Below are 16072 nucleotides of genomic sequence, written 5' to 3'. Positions count from 1 at the left end.
GTCTCACGACGTCACGCCGTGCCGCTCCGCGTTCGCGACGAAGGCATCGCGCAGATACCGCGCGAGCCCCGGCTTCACGCGGTCCAGGCTCTCCGTGAAGCGCGAGTCCCCCACGTACATCTCCCCGAGCCCTCGCTGCATCACATGGGAACACGGGTAGAACCACTTCGAGATGAACTGGCGATACGCCTCCGCGAGCGCCAGCGCCTCGGGGCCCGTCGCCGCGCGCCCCGCTTCGAGCTGCCCCGCGAGCGCGCCCAGGAGGCCGTCCTGCTCCGCCTTGATGGCGCTCCAGTCCTCCTTCTTGTAGCGCGAGGTCCGTCGCGACGATTCCCGGTACGCCTCGGTGTCCCCCCAGCGCTCCTTCACCTCCGCCTCGTACTTCGACGGGTCGAAGTCCCCAAACGCCTCGAACATCTTCTCGTTGTCCATGGGCATCCCCTGCTCGAGTGCCTCCAGCGCCTGGTCCACCGTGCGCCGGAGGGCGTCCAGTCGCGAGGCTCGCTCGGACAGCAGCTGCCGCTGCATGAGCAAGGCCGCGCGGAGGTCGAAGTGAGGGTCGCCCAGGATGCGGCGGATCTCCTCCAACGGGAAGCCGAGCTCCCGGAAGAAGAGCACCTGCTGCAACCGCCGCAGGTCCACCTGCGTATACAGCCGGTAACCCGCCTCGCTGCGCCCCGAGGGACTCAACAAGCCCAGGTCGTCATAGTGATGCAACGCCCGGACGCTGACCTTCGCCAGACGGGCCACCTGGCTGACTGTAAGGGCCATCTCTCTCCACCTCGGATGAGATGACTAAGGCCTCACGTCGCGTGAGGGTCAACCCCGGGCGTGCACGAAGCACACGGCTGCTCCTCAAGCCACCGAGGCGGAGCGCGGCCCCGGGTCAGTCGAGGAAGCGTCCAGGAGCGGGCGGAAGACATCCGCATCAGCGCGTGCCCTCCGTCGCGCGCACCGAGGTGGATCCCTCAATGGTCCTGCTGGCGCGGGCGTCGCAGCCCTCGCCACGGAAACTCGCAAGCCCCTGCTTCAGTCGCCGCGCGCCACGCTCACCAAAACGTTCGCCAGAGGTCGAGAGGCAGAGAAGCGCCCTCCGCCGCGCCCCTCACGACCGTCCCACTCTCACATGCGTCCCACCTCCCGCCGCGAGGGCTCGCAAGCCCCTGCCTCAGTCGCCGCGCGCCACTCTCACGGGAGCACTCGGCAGATGTCGAGTGGCAGCGAAGAGCCCTCCGCCGCGTCCCTCACGACCGTCCCACTCGACGGGCGTCTCACCTTTCGCCGCGAGGGCTCGGAAGCCCTCTGCTTCACTCGCCGCGCGCCACGCTCGCCGGAGCGTTCATCGGTGGACGGAAGACATAGAACATCAACGGCGAGCCCTCCGTCGCGCGCACCGTTGCGCCCCGACGCAGCACCCACAACTGCCCCTCCTTCACCGGCCTCTCCTCGTCGGCAGCAAGGACTCCCGAGCCCTCCGCCACGTAGACGATGACCGGCTCCGCGCGCGTCGCCTCCAGCGAATGCGCCCCTCGCGCGAGCACCACGCTGGACATCCGCCCCTCCAGCGCGGGCAGCTTCACCACCACTGCCTCCCCGCCCCCCTCGGCCAGCTTCGCGAGCGCCTGCAACGGCGTGAACGTGAAGGGCTCCGGCCCCCGCTGCATCCGCGCGTCCTCCGCGTCGATGTAGAGATTCCCATCGAAGCGCGGCGCGGCGAACACCAAGTTGCCCAGCATCTGGTCCTCCGCGCGGTTGAACCACGCGTGCCCGGTGAAGGGCTCGGAGGCAATCAAATCCCCGGGAGGATGCGTCCCGCGTCGCTCCGTCAGCGCGCCATCCTCGCCCCAGATCTGCTGCACCTCCGCCTGCCCCGCGACGATGACCGTGGCCTCGTGCGTGCGACGGTGGATGTGCAGCGGGCACGCCTGTCCCCGCCCCATGACGTGCAGGTGCACCGTCGCGCCGTCGGCGAAGAAGAACGTGTCCGAGATGTCCGCCGCGTCGGGGTTCTTCTTCGCCAGCGACTCGAAGACGGCGGGCACGTCGAAGACCTCGACGTCCGGGTCCTCGGGCACCGTCATCGCGCGCTTCACCGCGAACAGCACCGCCACCAGGAACACCGTCAGCACCAGCGACAGCGTCCGGTACAACACCACCCGACGTCGCAGCGTGGCGGACTCAACCGAGATGGGCTCGCTCAAGGAGGGCATCCTGGACGTCACGCCGGGCCCCTCGCACCACAGCCGAGCCCGAGCGCACAAAGAAACATGGCGGGGCCCTCCGTGAGGAGGACACCCGCCACATGATTCGGAGGAAGCGCCGCGAGGCGACTCCTCACGAGACCCGAGGGACTCAGTAGGCGTTGTTCTTGCCGAAGTCCTTCATCGTCTTCTTGTTCAGCGCGACGTTGGACGACTGACCGTCGTTGTCCACGTCGGAGTTGCCGGCGAGGGCGGCCGCGGAGGCGCCGAACAGCTTGCGGATGTTGTCACCGAACAGCGTCACAACGCCGATGGCGGCGATCGCGATGAGGGCCACGATGATGATGTACTCGGTCATGCCCTGACCACGAGCCTTGCGGAGCTGGTTCTTCTTCGAGATCGCCTTCATGGAAGTCTCCTGGGGTTCAGACGGGAAAGACACCCTGTTACTCGGGGTTGAAACGCACCCTAAAGGAGATCCCACCTGCACCTCCATCCGTCATCGGGAGGATGGGGGCAATCTCCTGTGATTCCGGGCGAATAGCTCACTTCTTGAGAATTGGAGGCCCGCTCAGGGGCCGACCGGGGCCGCGACGGGTGGAGAATCCCGGGTGCACGCGGAGGCAGGGAGAGCATCGCACAGGCTCCGCACCGCCCGTGACAGCTCCTCGTCCCCAGGGTGCTCGGCGGCAGCCTGCCGTCCCAGGGCGAGCGCCTCCCGGGCATCCACCGGCGTCCAGACCGTGCGCGTCGCCCAGGCCTGCTCGGCCACCAGCTTCAGGTACGCGGCGATCAACTCCGGCTCACGCCCACCCTTGCGCACCTCGGGCTCCAGGAGGGAGGCGGCCAGCGTCAAGTCCTTCTGGGCCAGGGCGGCGCGGGCCAGGGCCACGGCGGCCCCTCGGCTGTCGGGCGCCACCTGACGCCACAGCGAGGCCACGCCCCGGACCAGCGGGTCATTCGCGGCGTGGTAGCGCTCCATGTTCCGGTAGAGCCGCTCGGCCTGCTCGGGAGTGGGCGGGTGCTGGCGCAGGTAGTCCTCGATGAACAGCCGCGAGCTGCCATCCGGAGAGCGCCGCTCGTCCTTCACGCGCACGTCCAGGTTCGCCACGAAGAAGGCGATGGGTGAGGCGTACTCGAGCAGGTTGTGGTCATCCGTGTTGATGGGACCCGGGCCCGCGAAGGCGATCTGCCCCTCCTCGCTGTGCACCTGCTTGGAGAGCAGCGAGAACACGTCCGTGAGCCCCACCCGCTCCAAATCCTTGCGCACCTCGGGCAGCGCCATGCGCCGGGCCAGCCGCTCGACGTCGAGGGCCAGCGGCTTGCGGCTCGCGACCATGACCAGGTCCTGGGGCCCCAGCCACGTGGTGGCGTGCGGGAAGGTGTCGCGCATGGTGCGGACCACCAGCCGGATGAGCTCGTCGTTGCTCTCGTAGGTGTGGATCCACTGCACCAGCACGCCGTCGTCGGTGAGGTGCCGGTCCACCGTCTGGAAGAAGTCCCGCGTGAACAGGCCCGACACACCCGCCACCCACGGGTTGGAGGGCACGCTCACGACCAGGTCGTACTTGCGGTCCGCCAGCGCCATGAACGTCTTGGCGTCGTCGATGTGCACGCGCGTGCGCGGGTCATCCACCGCGTTGCGGTTGTCATCCTTGAACAGGCGCGCGGCGTCGATGACCGCCGGGGCGATCTCCACCATGTCCAGCCGCTCCACCGGATGCGCCAGCACGCTGCCCGCCGTAATCGCCGCGCCCGCGCCCACCAGGAGCACGTTCTTCGGCTCGCGCGCGTGGAGCAGCGCGCCCAGGTGCCCGGCCATCACCTGCGTCTCCACGTCGCTGCCGTTGGAGGCGTCAATCTTGCCGTTGAGCTTCATGAAGCGCAGGTGGTCCTTCGGGTAGTCGGCCACCAGCACCGTCGCGAAGGTGTCGTCCCGGTAGAACACGGGCTGGAAGTTCTTCTCCGTGTCCGCCACCAGCTTCGCGTAGCTGTCCGGCGGCTTCTGGTGCGAGCGGATGGAGGCGATGCCCGACAGCCGCACCGACCAGCCGCTCATGCCGCCCAGCACCACCACGGCCAGCAGCGCCGCCGCCCCCACCGGCCACAGCGCACGCACGGGGCTCTGGGGACGCCCCGACAGCGCGTGGAAGGCCAGCGCCGCGGCGGCGAGGTTCGCCACCACGCCCGCCACGAAGTTGCCCTCCATGCCCCACCACGGCATCAGCACCAGCCCGCCCAGCGCCGAGCCGGTGATGGTGCCCACCGTGTTCCACAGGTACACGCTCCCCAGCTCGCGCCCCACCTCGGACACCTTCGCCGTCGCCACGCGCGCCGCCGCCGGGAAGGCCGCGCCCATGAAGAACGTGGGCACCAGCAGCACGAGGCAGCAGAAGCCGAACGTCAGCAACTGGAACAAGGGCCAGGTGTCCACCGAGCGCGTCATCATCCACTGCGCCGTGCGGAACAGGTGCGGCAGCCGCACGTACAGGGGCAGCGCGACGCAGAGGCTCGCCACCAGCGCGACTTGCGTGAAGCCGTACACGCGCAGCGAGTCCACCTTCTGTGCCCGCGTCATCAGCCAGAAGCTGCCCAGGCCGATGCCCAGGATGAACGCCGTCAGGATGAGCGTGAAGGCGTACGTGGACGCGCCCAGGACGATGGACAAGAGGCGGATCCACGTCACCTGGTAGAGCATGGACGTGAAGCCCGACAGCAGCACGCCCACCAGCGCCGCGCGCACCGCCACGCGGGGATAGGCCACGTCCTGGGCCCCTTCCGCCACCGGCGCCGCCTGTCCGGGCGCGAGCGCCGGAGGGTGCCTGCGCGCGAGCAGCAGCGCCGCCACCGCCAACAGGATGTTCAGCCCCGCCGCCAGCTTCGCGGAGGCCGACAGCCCCAGCACCGGCACCAGCCGCGTGCCCGCGAGGAACACGCCCAGCGCCGCGCCCAGGCTGTTGACCGCGTACAGCCGCGCCAGCTCCCGCTGCACCCCCGACAGACTGTCCGCGAAATGACGAACCAGCGCCGGCAGCGTGCCGCCCATCAGCAGCGTGGGCACCACCAGGGACAGCGCGGCCACCAGCAGCCGGGGCCCCACGCGCCACCCGTCCGGCACGCTGGGCGCCACCGCCAGCCACAGGGCCCCCAGGGCGTCGAGGACATAGGGGAAGGCCAGCGCGTACAGCGCCACGCCCAGCTCCAGCACGCCGTACAGCGCCAGGGGGCTCTTCACCCGGTCCGCTGTCCGCCCGAAGACAGATGCACCCAGCGCCAGGCCGCCCATGAAGGTGGCGAGCACCACGGCATGCGCCTGACCACTGTTGCCCAGGACGTTCCCGAGATACTTGGACCAGACCAGCTCGTAGACCAGCGCGGTGCCTCCCGACAGGAAGAGGAGGGCCGACACAAGGTTCTTCGGGAAACGCGCGATGAGGGACATAAGGGGACAGCGCGGAACCTTACTCGTTATGTTCGGGACCCACCAATGAACGCCCACCTCCTGCAAGCCGCATTGCTCGCCTGGTCTCCAGGCCTGCGGGTGACCCGCGCGCAGGGAGACTGCGCCGCCATACTCCACCACCCCGCCGAGTCACTCGTGGACCGCCCGCTCCACGTGGCCCTGGGCATCTCCCAGGAGCGCGCCCGCGAGCTGGACCGCCTCGCGCGCGAGGACCGCCGCGCCGTGGAGTTCGTCTCCGCGCACCTGGGCGGCGAGGACGCCACGCCCTTGAGGCTCACGCTGGGTCAGGAGGACGGCGAGGCCTGCGCGTGCGTCCAGGACCTGAACGTGCTGCTGGAGGGCGCGCCGCCGGTGCAGATCTCCCGGCTGTCCTCGTCGCTCAGCCATGAGATCCGCAACCCCCTGTCCTCGGTGAAGATGGCGGTGCAGACGCTCGCGCGGAACACCGCGCTGTCGGACCGGGACAAGCGGCGGCTGACCATCGCCAACCGCGAGATTCGCACCATGGAGCGCATGCTGTGGCTGCTGTCCGAGTACGGCCGCGACACCACGCCCAACCTGGACGCGCACGCGCTGCGCTCGGTCATCCAGGAGGCCCAGGGCATGGTGGCGCTGGAGTTGGCCGAGCGGCGCATCGAGGTGCGCGTGGACGAGGAGGCGGAGCTGCCGCGCGTGCGCGTGGACCCCAACCGGCTCCGGCCCGTGCTGGCGCAGGTGCTGCTCAACGTGGCCATGGGCCGCCCCGAGGACAGCCCGGTGGAGGTCGCCCTGAAGCGGGGCGGGCCGGGCCGCGTGCTCATGGTGCTCAAGGACCCCGCCGCCGCCCTGCCCCCCGAGGAGAGCGGCACCTTGTTCGAGCCCTTCGGCTCGCGGCTGGCCCGGGGGGCGGGCCTGTCGCTGGCGGCCCTGCGCCGGGTGATGATGGGGCAAGGAGGGGACGTCGTCGCCGAGGGCAGCGCGGAGCCCGGCATGGTCTTCACGCTGACGTTCGCCACCTGAGAGGGACGCCATGGAGACCCTCCTCATCGTCGACGACGACGTGTCGCTCCTCGAGACCTTGAAGATGCACTTCGAGGAGATCGAACACGACAACCAGCCGCGCTACCAGGTGGCCACCGCCACCAGCGCCGCGGCGGGCCTGCGCGCCGCCCAGGAGACCATGCCCAGCGTGGTCATCCTCGACATGATGCTCCCGGACCGCACGGGCCTGGAGATCATCGAGGAGATGAAGGGGCTGTGCGGCGATGCCCGCATCATCCTCGTCACCGCGTACCACGACATGGAGACGACCATCCGGGCCATGAAGGCCGGAGCCTTCGACTACATCCACAAGCCCTTCCCGGACCCGGCCGCGCTGGACCTCGTCGTGGAGCGCGCGCTGGAGTACCGCCAGCTGTCGCGCCGCGCCGACGAGGTCAACCGCGAGAACGCCGCGGTGCGCCTGGGCGACATCGTGGGCACCAGCCCCCTGATGCAGCAGCTGGTGAAGGAGATCGGCAAGGTGACCGGCAGCCACGCCACCGTGCTGATTACGGGCGAGAGCGGCACCGGCAAGGAGCTCATCGCCCGCGTCATCCACAACTACTCCTACGACGAGCCCCGGCCCTTCATCGGCATCAACTGCTCGGCCATCGTCGACACGCTGCTGGAGAGCGAGCTGTTCGGCCACGAGAAGGGCGCCTTCACCGGCGCCACCGCGGGCAAGCCGGGCAAGTTCGAGCTGGCCGAGGACGGCACCGTCTTCCTCGACGAGATTGGCGACATGTCGCTGATGCTCCAGGCGAAGCTCTTGCGCGTGCTGCAGGAGCGCGAGTTCGAGCGCGTGGGCGGCGTCAAGCGCATCAAGCTGCGCGCCCGCGTCATCGCCGCGACGCACCGCACGCTCTCCGAGGAGGTGGAGGCCACGCGCTTCCGCGAGGACCTCTACCAGCGCCTCAAGGTCATCACCCTCCTGATTCCCCCGCTGCGCGAGCGGCGCGAGGACATCCCGCTGCTCGTCAAGCACCTGCTCGAGCGCATCAACGAGAAGGTCCACAAGCGCGTCACCCGCGTGCCCACCGAGGTGATGGAGCGCCTCACCCGGCTGCCGTGGCGGGGCAACGTGCGCGAACTGGAGAACGTGCTCACCCGCGCTGTCGTCCTCGCGCCAGGGGATGTGCTCCGCGGGGATGATCTCCCGTCACTCGACACCCAGCCCTCACCGGACAACGGACGGCCCCCGAGCAACAGCCTCATGTTCGCCGCGCCCCCGGTGGACGACGCCAGCCAGATTCCGACGCTCGACGAGGCGGAGCGGATGCTGATCGCCCGTGCGATGGCCGTCACCAAGGGGCACAAGGGTCGCACCTGCCAGATTCTTGGAATCAGTCGCCCGACCCTCGAGCGCAAACTGCAGAAGTACAATCTTTCACAGGGACAGAACCCTTCAGGGCCGGGGTTCCCCGTGAAAGACGACCCGTGAACACTGTCCGGGCCGCGACAGAGGCCCTGGTGGTTTTAACGTTTCGTTCAACTTGATCAGACTGTTTGAACGTTCTGTTTCAGGTTTTGGACACAGAAGGGTGGGTGCTACGGACCTCTAGCGCTAAGTACCCGGCATTCCTGGATGTGTTCCCCCTGGAGCACTTCATTCCCCGCTGGCACGTCTCTTGGAACTGGAAAGCCCCGTTGCCGCCGAAGCAGGCGGCCGCTTCTACCCCCGACTGCCTTCCACGGAGTGAATGCCATGCACGGTTTCAATCGCCCCCTCGGCCCTATCGGTTCCAACGTCGTGGCGCCGCTCCAGGCGACCAGCTCCGGGATGATGGTCACCGCGAACAAGCTCGTTCCGGGGCAGGAGGCCATCGACTTCAAGGGGTACTTCAAGGTCGAGTCCTTCCCGCACAACTCGACCATCTATCGCCCCGGCGACAACACGGACCGCGTCTATCTGCTCAAGTCCGGCCGCGTGCGCCTGATGCGCATCGGGAAGAACGGCACCCGCTCGGTGGTGTCCATCCTGCGCCCGGGTGACCTGTTCGGCGAGCTGTTCCGCCCCGAGGGGACGCCCATCGAGGAGATGGCCATCGCGGCGGGTGAGGCCGAGGTGTGGAGCATCGAGGGTCGTGACTTCCGCGCGCAGCTCGAGGCGCGTCCGGCCCTGGCGGTGGACGTGGTGCGCGCCTACGCCGAGCGCGTGCGTGCCCTGCGCAAGCGCGTGCTGGGCCTGACCTTCAAGGAGGTCCCGGCGCGTCTGGCGGACACCCTGCTGACGCTGGTGGAGGCGCACGGTGAGCGCTGCCCCCACGGCGGTGAGACGGACCTGCGCGGAATCACGCAGCAGGACCTGGCGGACCTGGTGGGCGCCTCGCGCTCGTTCGTGTCCACGCTCATCAACGAGATGAAGCGCGAGGGCGTGCTCGGCAACGTCGGCCGCATCCTCTGCGTGCGCGACCAGAAGGCCCTGCGCAAGATTGCCTCGAAGGAGAAGTGAGCCACGGCCCGCGCTCGCGGGTGTGACGAAGCAGCGTTCAACGACGGGCCTGACCATGCGCTTCGCGTGTGGCCGGGCCCGCGTCGTTTTCTGGGGTGATGCGCGAGGCGCGAAGGAGCGCCCGGCCTGGCGCCAACTCCGGTGCGGGCGACCTCGTGCGCCCCCGGATGGCCGGTTGATCAACTCGTTCAACCCGGAGGCCGGGTTGATCGAAAGTGAACGTCCGTGGCCATCGGACAAGCCGCGATGTGGGCGTGATTTCCACGGTCGTGGAACCCACGAAGCCCGCTCCGGTGCGGGGCTGAGTGAACGAACTCGACGAAACGCCCGGCGCCCGCCGAACGCCGACGAGTGAACCTCTCCGTTCAACTCGTTCAATCCGGCCCGCGCGGCGCGAGATAGCGAACGCTCGACGGGATGAGCGCGGCCAGAAACTTGCCGCCTTTTCGGGTCGAACCGTCTGTCCGCGCGGCCCCACGGAACCGTCCGCCGACAGGGGACCTGCGGCGTGGGACTCGCGCCTGCCACGAGAGGCCACGTCACGCGAACCCCACACGCGTGCTGGGGATCCGTCGGGACCGCCTCTGCACCTGGAGCCACGTCACGACTCGGACGAGGGCTCCGAGCACCTCGACTTCGGTGTTCAGGAGCCATTCAGCCTGGAGGTTCCATCGAGACCGCCTCTGCACCTGCGGCCGCGTCACGACTCGGACGAGGGCTCCGAGCACCTCGACCTCGGCGCTCAGGAGCCATTCAGCAGGGAGGTCCCATCGAGACCCTCTGCACCTGCGACCGCGTCACGACTCAGGCGCGGGCCTTCAGCTCCTCGACCTCGGCGCGCAGGAGCCAGTCATCCTGGAAGTCCGTCGCGGCGGCGGCGATCTGCGCCAGACGCTCCGGCTTCGCGCGCCCCGACTCACGCAAGCCGCGCACCTCACGGTAGAGCGCCGCGAGTGACGGATGCAGCGCCAGCGACTTGCGCTCGCGCGCCTTCGACTCGCCGTCCCCCTCCGCGAACGCCTCCAGCTCGCCGAACCACCGGTCCCACGTCGCCGGGTCCGCGGGCCCACCCGCCACCGAGGGCAGATGCGTGCTCACGAAGAGCTTCGTCACCGCGGGCACCTCCAGCACCCGCCCCGCGAGCCGCGCGCGCAGCGCCAGCACCTCGCCCCCACCTGCGGCGAAGCCCTCCAGCTCCAACCCGCTCGACAGCGACAGCTTGAACGGCCCGCGCTCCGGCAACCCGCCCGCGCCGAACGCCACCAGCGCCGAGCCATTCCACGGCCGCGCCCCGTCCGCCGCCTTGCCACCGCGCGAGACGATGATGGGCCCCTCCATCCGCACCAGCGCGGACGTGAGCCCGGGCGCCACCGGCCCCGGCGCGAGCACCGACTCCATCACCCGCCCCGTCACCTCGCGCCCGTCCGCCAGCACCAGGTGATTCACCGTGCGAGCCTCGCGCGCCACCTCCAGCCCGAAGTCCCCACCGCGCTTGAACGCCAGCGTCGACTCGAACTCCGCGAGCACCTCGAACAGGTGCTCGAAGTCGCGCGCCACGAAGAGCTGCGGCTGCATCCGCGTGATGTCGTATTCCGTGTCCGCGCACGCCACCGTGAGCGGCAGCTTGCGCACCGCCGGCGTCAGGCAATGCTCCGCCTCGCCGATGCTCGACAGGAGGCCCGCGCCGTAGATGCGCGGCCGCTCCAGGTCGCCCACCAGGCCGTACTCCGCGGTCCACCAGTACAACCGGCTCGCGCGCGTGCTCTCGCTCACGTAGCGGCGGCTCGCGCTCGCCGCCGTCAGCCGCGCCTCCGCGTGCGCCACCTCGTCCTCGCTCGCGTCCGGGTCCTCCTTCACCACCGACAGGTTGCGGATGGCCTCGAACACCGCCTGGTCCTCCAGGCTCGCGATGGACTTGAACCCCACCAGGCCGCAGGCCTTGAGGTACTCCGAGTAGCGCCGGTTGGCGATGATGGGCGCATGCCCCGCGCTCTCGTGCACGATGTCCGGCGCGGGCGTGTAGCCGATGTGCTCGTGCGTGCGGATGTCCGACGCGATGGCCAGCACACCCATCGACTGGAGCTCCGTGAACACCGCCGGCGGGATGAACCCGCGCACGCCCACGCACGCCCAGCCCAGCCGCGACAGCCGCTCGTTCATCTCGTCGAGGCTGGGAATCGCCTCCAGGTTGATGCCCGTCGCCGTCAGGCCCTCCAGGTACACCGGATGCGCCCGCTCGGAGAGATGTCCGCGCAGCTTGCCCAGGATGTGCCGCCACACCGCGTGGTCCCTCGGCGTGTACGCGTCGTAGTCCTGGCTCACCACGTAGCGCCGCAGATGCGCGGGCAGGCGGGATATCGTCAGTTCCGTTGGCGTCATATCCGAGTACTCCTGGTGAAAACTTCCAATCAGGAGAGGATACTGACGGGAGTCGGCTCCGGAAAACCGACAGAATCCGACGCCTTCGTCGGTTTATCGACGAGGACTCACACGCGCTGACGCAGTCCGTCGAGGACGCCGGCGGCCCCGGGACTGAGGGAGCCGGAGGGCCAGAGGGCCACGACCTCCACGGCCTGGGGCTCCTCCTCCTTCAGGGGCCAGGCGTGGATGTCCTCCGGGAACGGGTGCATGGGGCGCAGGTCTGGGGTGATCGCGCAGGCGCGAAACGCACGCAGCAGCTCGTAGAGGAGCAGGAAGCTCTCGACGCGGGCGACCTCCTGCACCGTGACGCCGTGCTCCGCGAAGCGCGCGCTGTTCGCGCCACCGTAGGGGTCGTCGCGCAGCCAGTCGACGAAGGGCTGGCCCGCCAGGTCCCTCACATGCAGCGTGCGCCGGGCCGTGGACGCTGTCGCGAGCGAACTGCCGGGGCCCGCGAGCACGACGAAGGGCATGCGCAGCAGCGACTCCGACTCCACGCCCTCGTGTGGCGGCAGGGGCGTGAAGTCCAGGGCCAGGTCCAGCTGGCGCGTCTGCACCTGGCGCGTCAGCTCGTGCGGCCCGCCGAAGCTGAGCACCAGCTTGAGCCCCGTGGCCGCCGCGTTCTGGGCGACCTTGCCGAGCAGCGAGAGGGACAGCGTGGGATTGAGCCCCAGGCGCACCACGGGCTCGGCGCTGGCGAGGTCCTTCAGGCGCTTCATGTCGAGCTGGTGCAGGGGCGTCTGGGTGCCGGCGAAGAGCCGCTCCCCCCGCGCGGTGAGCTGGAGTCGACGCCCGGGGCCGCGCTCGAGCAGCGTGGCGCCGTCCGCCAGCGCCATCTCCAGCGCGCGGATGTGCTCGCTCACCACGGAGCGCGCCACGCCCAGGTGCTCGGCGGCGGACTCGATGCTGCCCGCCTCCACGGCGGCGGTGAAGGACTCCAGCCAGACGAGGTGTCGCACCAGCTTGCGTGGCGGCATGCTCCCCATCCTGGCACCCCTCCCACACGCGGCACGAGGACTCTGGAGACACCGGGCGCGCTTCCACTGCGAGGAAGCAGTCGGGCGCGCGTCGCTGCTTGAACATGCGCCGGGAGCGGGCTAGCAGAAGGCGCGATGTCCCGGACGCCTTCCGACACCCTCCCCGCCCAGGGGCTCCGCCAGCGTCTGGCCGGCGCCACGCCCCTGCTGGGCCCCGCGCTGCTGTGGTGCACGCTGCACGGGTTGCTCGCGCTGGCGTTCTTCGGTGCCCCCCTGCTCGCCTCCGTGGAGCGGCTGGCCGCCTCGCTGCGCCCCGTGCTGCTGGTGGGCGGCGTCATCCAGGCCCTGTTCCTGGGGCTGCTCACCTTCGTCGCCACGCTGCCGCTGATGTTGCTCGGGCGGCGCTACGCGGTGGCCCTGCCCATCGCCGTGGCGCTCGGCGTGGCGATGCTGGGCGTGGACGCGCTCGTGCTGTCCTCGCTGGGCTTCCACATCAACGGCCTGGTGCTCGCGGTGGCCATGCAGCCTCGCGCGCTCGCGGAGACGGGGCTCGCGCCGCATGAACTGGCGCTCCTCGCGGTCGGCACCCTGGCCGTGCTGTCGCTCGATGTCTGGGTCGGCGTCCAGTTCCTGCGCCGCGTCCGACGGCCCCGGCACGTGGCGAGGCTGGTCGCCGTCCTCGTGCTGACCACCGCGGTGGAGCGCCTGACGAGCGCGTGGCTCGTGTTCGCCCATGGTGGCGCGGTGCTGCACGCGGCCACCACCCTGCCCCTCCAGCCGCCCGTGCGGATGAACACGCTGCTCATGCGGCTGACGAGCCGTCCTCCCGCGTCGGGCCTGCGCCTGGGCGTGAGCCCCGAGGCCGGCGTGCCCGCGTCGACCATCGACCCCGCCGCCGTGCGCTTCACGCGCAAGCCCGACATCCTGCTCATCCTCGTCGAGAGCCTGCGCGACGACTTCTTCCGTCCGGACGTCATGCCCCACCTGTGGAAGCGCGCGGAGCACGGCACGCGCTTCCTGCACCACCACAGCGCGGCGAGCTCCACGGACTACTCGGTCTTCAGCCTCTTCTTCGGCCTGGAGGCCCAGCGCCGTGACGCGGTGGTGGGCGCGGGCCGCGCGCCCCTGCTCTTCCCCGCGCTGCGGGAGAACGGCTATCGCCAGGCCTTCTTCGCCGCGTCCTCGGTGGACTGGATGGGGCTGAAGGACACGGTGTTCCGCGACGTGCAGGGCGGCCTGCGCACGGACTACGAGGGCAAGAGCCACCTGCGCGACGCGGCCATGGTGAAGGACGCGCTGGACCTGGCGCGCTCCACGCCCGTGGACACGCCGCTGTTCACGTTCGTGTTCTTCGCGGGCACGCACTTCGACTACGACTACCCGCCGCGCTCGGCGGTGTTCTCGCCCGCGTGGGACGGCAAGGGAGGTCTCGCCACCGCGCGCGTGCCCGCCGAGCACCTCAAGGCCCGCGCGTGGAACTCCGCCTACGAGGTGGACACGAAGGTGGAGGAGCTGTTGTCCCAGTGGGAGGCCGTGCGCGGCACGCGCCCCCTGGTCGTCTTCACCGGAGACCATGGCGAGGAGTTCCGCGAGCACGGCCGCGTGGGCCATGCCAGCGACGTCACCGAGCTGCAGCTGCATGTGCCCATGCTCGTCTTCGATGAGCGCCTGCCGCCGGGCCAGGTCGAGGCCGTCACCGGCCACATCGACCTGGTGCCCACGCTGTTCGACCTGCTGGGGGACACGCACACGCCGGAGCAGCTGGGGGATGGGATTCCGATGAGTCGTCCGGACCCTCGGCGCTACCTGCTCACCACCATCGGCTGGGAGCCTCGCTACGCGCTCATCGGACGTGAGCTGAAGGTGCGCTTCGGCGCGGGCCTGCCCGGCACCGAGCTGAGTGACTTGTGGGACCGCCCGCTGCCAGATGCGCAGGAGCGCTTCGCGGCCGAGGCGCCGCGAATCCTCCGCAGGCTGCGCGGCGGTGGCGCTCCGAGCGAAGCTTCCGAGCCCACGCCCCGGCCCGTCCCCACGGGGGCTCCCGCGACCGCGACCCAGCCGCCACGCTGAGACACGCGTCCGTGACTCAGAAGCGGGCGCGGGCGCCGAGCGCGAGCGAGAACAGGCCCAGCTTCACGGTGTCCGGGTTCCGGAGGAACTGGACGATGCGGTAGTCCGTGGCGACCAGCTCGTAGTAACCCTCGAGCCGCTCGAAGCCGAGCACCTTCGCCGGCCGCCCCACGCCCCCTCCCAGCAGGAACGCCGGGCGCAGCGCCGTCTTGAACCAGTAGTAGCCCGACTCGTACCGGTCCGGCAGCGTCAGGTAGAAGTCGTCGCCGAATGTGTAGCTGAACGCCGCGCCCAGGGTGAGCGGGCGGAGGTCCCACTCCCCGTGCCGCACCCGGAACGGATGCCACTGCGCCTTGAGCGTCAGCGTCACGAAGTCCGAGCCCGCCACCGCCTGCGGCGCCCAGCCCACGAGCACCTCCAGGTCCACCTGCTCGTCCAGGAAGGCCCACCCGGGCCCCGCCGCGAGCATCCCGATGGAGCCCGCGAACTGCACGGCCGCATGGTCCGGCACGTACCACAGCGCCCCCTTCGACTCGGAGGCGTCCTCGAGCAGCTCCTGCTCCTCCGCGCGCGCCGAGGACGCCGCCAGGAGCAGCGACGCCAGCAGTCCTCCCGCGAGCCCCGGGCGCGACATCAGAAGAAGACCTGTTCGACATCCACCGACGGCCCCTCGACGGAGACCAGCAGGTAGCTGCGGATGTCGAGCGCGTCGGTGACGAAGTAGCGCACGCCCTGTCGCTCATCGCTCTGGAAGCGGTGGGCGTGGCCGTGGAAGGACACCGTCACGCCCCGCTCCGACTGGAGCTCCTCGATGGGTCCCGTCAGCGCCGGGTCGAAGTCCGGATGCCCGGGCGCCACGTGCGAGAAGGTGAAGAGGTGGCCGTCCGGCGGAGCATCAGCGAGCGCCTGCCCGAGCCTGGCCAGGTCCGGCACGTCGCCGGGGAAGTCGTACTCACGGGAGTTCGAGTCGAACAGGACGAACCGGCTGCCGCCATGTTCGAAGGACAGGAACGTCGGACCGAAGCGGGCCAGGAACAGCTCCGTCCCCTTGCCCACCATGTCGTGGTTGCCGATGACCGCCATCGTGGGGACCGACGCGTCGCTGAGCAGCTTCGACACCCACTTGTACTCGTCCGCCGAGCCGAACTCCGTCAGGTCCCCCATCTGCACGGCGAAGTCCACGTCCCGCCGCGCCAGGTCCCGCACCGCCGCTTCCGAGGAGCCCTGGAAGATGCCGATGTCCCCAATCACCGCGAAGCGGAAGGGCCCCGAGCTCATCCGCTGCTGGAGCCGCTCCACGGCCCGCGCATTCGAGTCCCGCTCGCCCCCGCGAACCTCGTACGGGTGCATCTCGAACGCGCCACAGCCCGTGAGGAGCAGCAGCAGCGATGGGAGCCAGGGTCTCACGACCCTCGGAACTAACGACCCGATGCCACCTCTTCAACCCTTGGATTCGCCCGGGCCGCCCCCA

General features: G+C 69.9%; 12 protein-coding genes. 4 read left to right on the top strand and 8 right to left on the bottom strand.

The genetic code is table 11. The features are described 5' to 3' along the window. Window positions 1-3 precede the first annotated feature (3 nt). The 4 genes from FL311_RS04470 to FL311_RS04455 all read right to left on the bottom strand — a co-directional run bounded on the left by FL311_RS04470 (window position 4) and on the right by FL311_RS04455 (window position 5643). Complete coding sequence (locus FL311_RS04470) at window positions 4-771, bottom strand: MerR family transcriptional regulator (RefSeq protein ID WP_141323705.1); 768 nt, start codon at window positions 769-771, stop codon at window positions 4-6. 536 nt (window positions 772-1307) lie between these two features. After that, on the bottom strand, window positions 1308-2201 hold the full coding sequence (locus FL311_RS04465; RefSeq protein ID WP_141323704.1) for a cupin domain-containing protein: 894 nt from the start codon (window positions 2199-2201) through the stop codon (window positions 1308-1310). A gap of 151 nt (window positions 2202-2352) precedes the next feature. Continuing rightward, the gene (locus FL311_RS04460; protein WP_046715176.1) at window positions 2353-2610 is read right to left on the bottom strand and encodes a hypothetical protein; all 258 of its coding nucleotides are present in this window, start codon (window positions 2608-2610) and stop codon (window positions 2353-2355) included. A gap of 162 nt (window positions 2611-2772) precedes the next feature. After that, on the bottom strand, window positions 2773-5643 hold the full coding sequence (locus FL311_RS04455) for a fused MFS/spermidine synthase (protein ID WP_141323703.1): 2871 nt from the start codon (window positions 5641-5643) through the stop codon (window positions 2773-2775). Between the two features lie 45 nt (window positions 5644-5688). Between FL311_RS04455 and FL311_RS04450 the strand changes: the two genes are divergently transcribed. The 3 genes from FL311_RS04450 to mrpC all read left to right on the top strand — a co-directional run bounded on the left by FL311_RS04450 (window position 5689) and on the right by mrpC (window position 9136). Continuing rightward, window positions 5689-6663, top strand: coding sequence for a sensor histidine kinase KdpD (locus tag FL311_RS04450; RefSeq protein ID WP_141323702.1), 975 nt, complete (start codon window positions 5689-5691; stop codon window positions 6661-6663). Between the two features lie 10 nt (window positions 6664-6673). After that, window positions 6674-8125, top strand: coding sequence for a sigma-54 dependent transcriptional regulator (locus tag FL311_RS04445; protein WP_141323700.1), 1452 nt, complete (start codon window positions 6674-6676; stop codon window positions 8123-8125). A gap of 264 nt (window positions 8126-8389) precedes the next feature. Continuing rightward, the gene (gene mrpC, locus FL311_RS04440) at window positions 8390-9136 is read left to right on the top strand and encodes a Crp/Fnr family transcriptional regulator MrpC (RefSeq protein ID WP_015351149.1); all 747 of its coding nucleotides are present in this window, start codon (window positions 8390-8392) and stop codon (window positions 9134-9136) included. A gap of 804 nt (window positions 9137-9940) precedes the next feature. Here mrpC and FL311_RS04435 read toward each other — a convergent pair. Then, window positions 9941-11515, bottom strand: coding sequence for an aromatic amino acid hydroxylase (locus FL311_RS04435; RefSeq protein WP_141323698.1), 1575 nt, complete (start codon window positions 11513-11515; stop codon window positions 9941-9943). A 107-nt stretch (window positions 11516-11622) separates the two neighbouring features. Beyond that, window positions 11623-12531 (bottom strand): LysR family transcriptional regulator, encoded by a 909-nt coding sequence (locus FL311_RS04430; RefSeq protein WP_194869052.1) that lies wholly within the window; start codon window positions 12529-12531, stop codon window positions 11623-11625. 135 nt (window positions 12532-12666) lie between these two features. On the opposite strand from FL311_RS04430, the gene FL311_RS04425 reads away from it, so the two are divergent. Then, on the top strand, window positions 12667-14601 hold the full coding sequence (locus FL311_RS04425; protein WP_141323694.1) for a sulfatase-like hydrolase/transferase: 1935 nt from the start codon (window positions 12667-12669) through the stop codon (window positions 14599-14601). 16 nt (window positions 14602-14617) lie between these two features. Here the strand turns inward: FL311_RS04425 and FL311_RS04420 are convergent, their stop codons facing one another. Continuing rightward, window positions 14618-15235: a hypothetical protein gene (locus FL311_RS04420; RefSeq protein ID WP_141323692.1), complete on the bottom strand. Its 618-nt coding sequence runs from the start codon at window positions 15233-15235 to the stop codon at window positions 14618-14620. Continuing rightward, window positions 15235-16008, bottom strand: coding sequence for a metallophosphoesterase (locus FL311_RS04415; RefSeq protein ID WP_141323690.1), 774 nt, complete (start codon window positions 16006-16008; stop codon window positions 15235-15237). The genes FL311_RS04420 and FL311_RS04415 overlap by 1 nt, the downstream gene beginning before the upstream one ends. Window positions 16009-16072 lie beyond the last annotated feature (64 nt).

The sequence above is a fragment of the Myxococcus sp. AB025B genome (assembly GCF_006518215.1).
In the GTDB taxonomy this organism is placed as follows: Bacteria; Myxococcota; Myxococcia; order Myxococcales; family Myxococcaceae; genus Myxococcus; species Myxococcus fulvus.
Note: the sequence above shows the minus strand (reverse complement) of the source record. Positions and strands in the feature narration are given on the sequence as shown.

Coding starts and splice junctions, on each gene's coding strand:
- FL311_RS04470 (WP_141323705.1), bottom strand. CDS start 771: ATGGCCCTTACAGTCAGCCAGGTGGCCCGTCTGGCGAAGGTCAGCGTC.
- FL311_RS04460 (WP_046715176.1), bottom strand. CDS start 2,610: ATGAAGGCGATCTCGAAGAAGAACCAGCTCCGCAAGGCTCGTGGTCAG.
- FL311_RS04455 (WP_141323703.1), bottom strand. CDS start 5,643: ATGTCCCTCATCGCGCGTTTCCCGAAGAACCTTGTGTCGGCCCTCCTC.
- FL311_RS04450 (WP_141323702.1), top strand. CDS start 5,689: ATGAACGCCCACCTCCTGCAAGCCGCATTGCTCGCCTGGTCTCCAGGC.
- FL311_RS04445 (WP_141323700.1), top strand. CDS start 6,674: ATGGAGACCCTCCTCATCGTCGACGACGACGTGTCGCTCCTCGAGACC.
- mrpC (WP_015351149.1), top strand. CDS start 8,390: ATGCACGGTTTCAATCGCCCCCTCGGCCCTATCGGTTCCAACGTCGTG.
- FL311_RS04435 (WP_141323698.1), bottom strand. CDS start 11,515: ATGACGCCAACGGAACTGACGATATCCCGCCTGCCCGCGCATCTGCGG.
- FL311_RS04430 (WP_194869052.1), bottom strand. CDS start 12,531: ATGCCGCCACGCAAGCTGGTGCGACACCTCGTCTGGCTGGAGTCCTTC.
- FL311_RS04425 (WP_141323694.1), top strand. CDS start 12,667: ATGTCCCGGACGCCTTCCGACACCCTCCCCGCCCAGGGGCTCCGCCAG.
- FL311_RS04420 (WP_141323692.1), bottom strand. CDS start 15,235: ATGTCGCGCCCGGGGCTCGCGGGAGGACTGCTGGCGTCGCTGCTCCTG.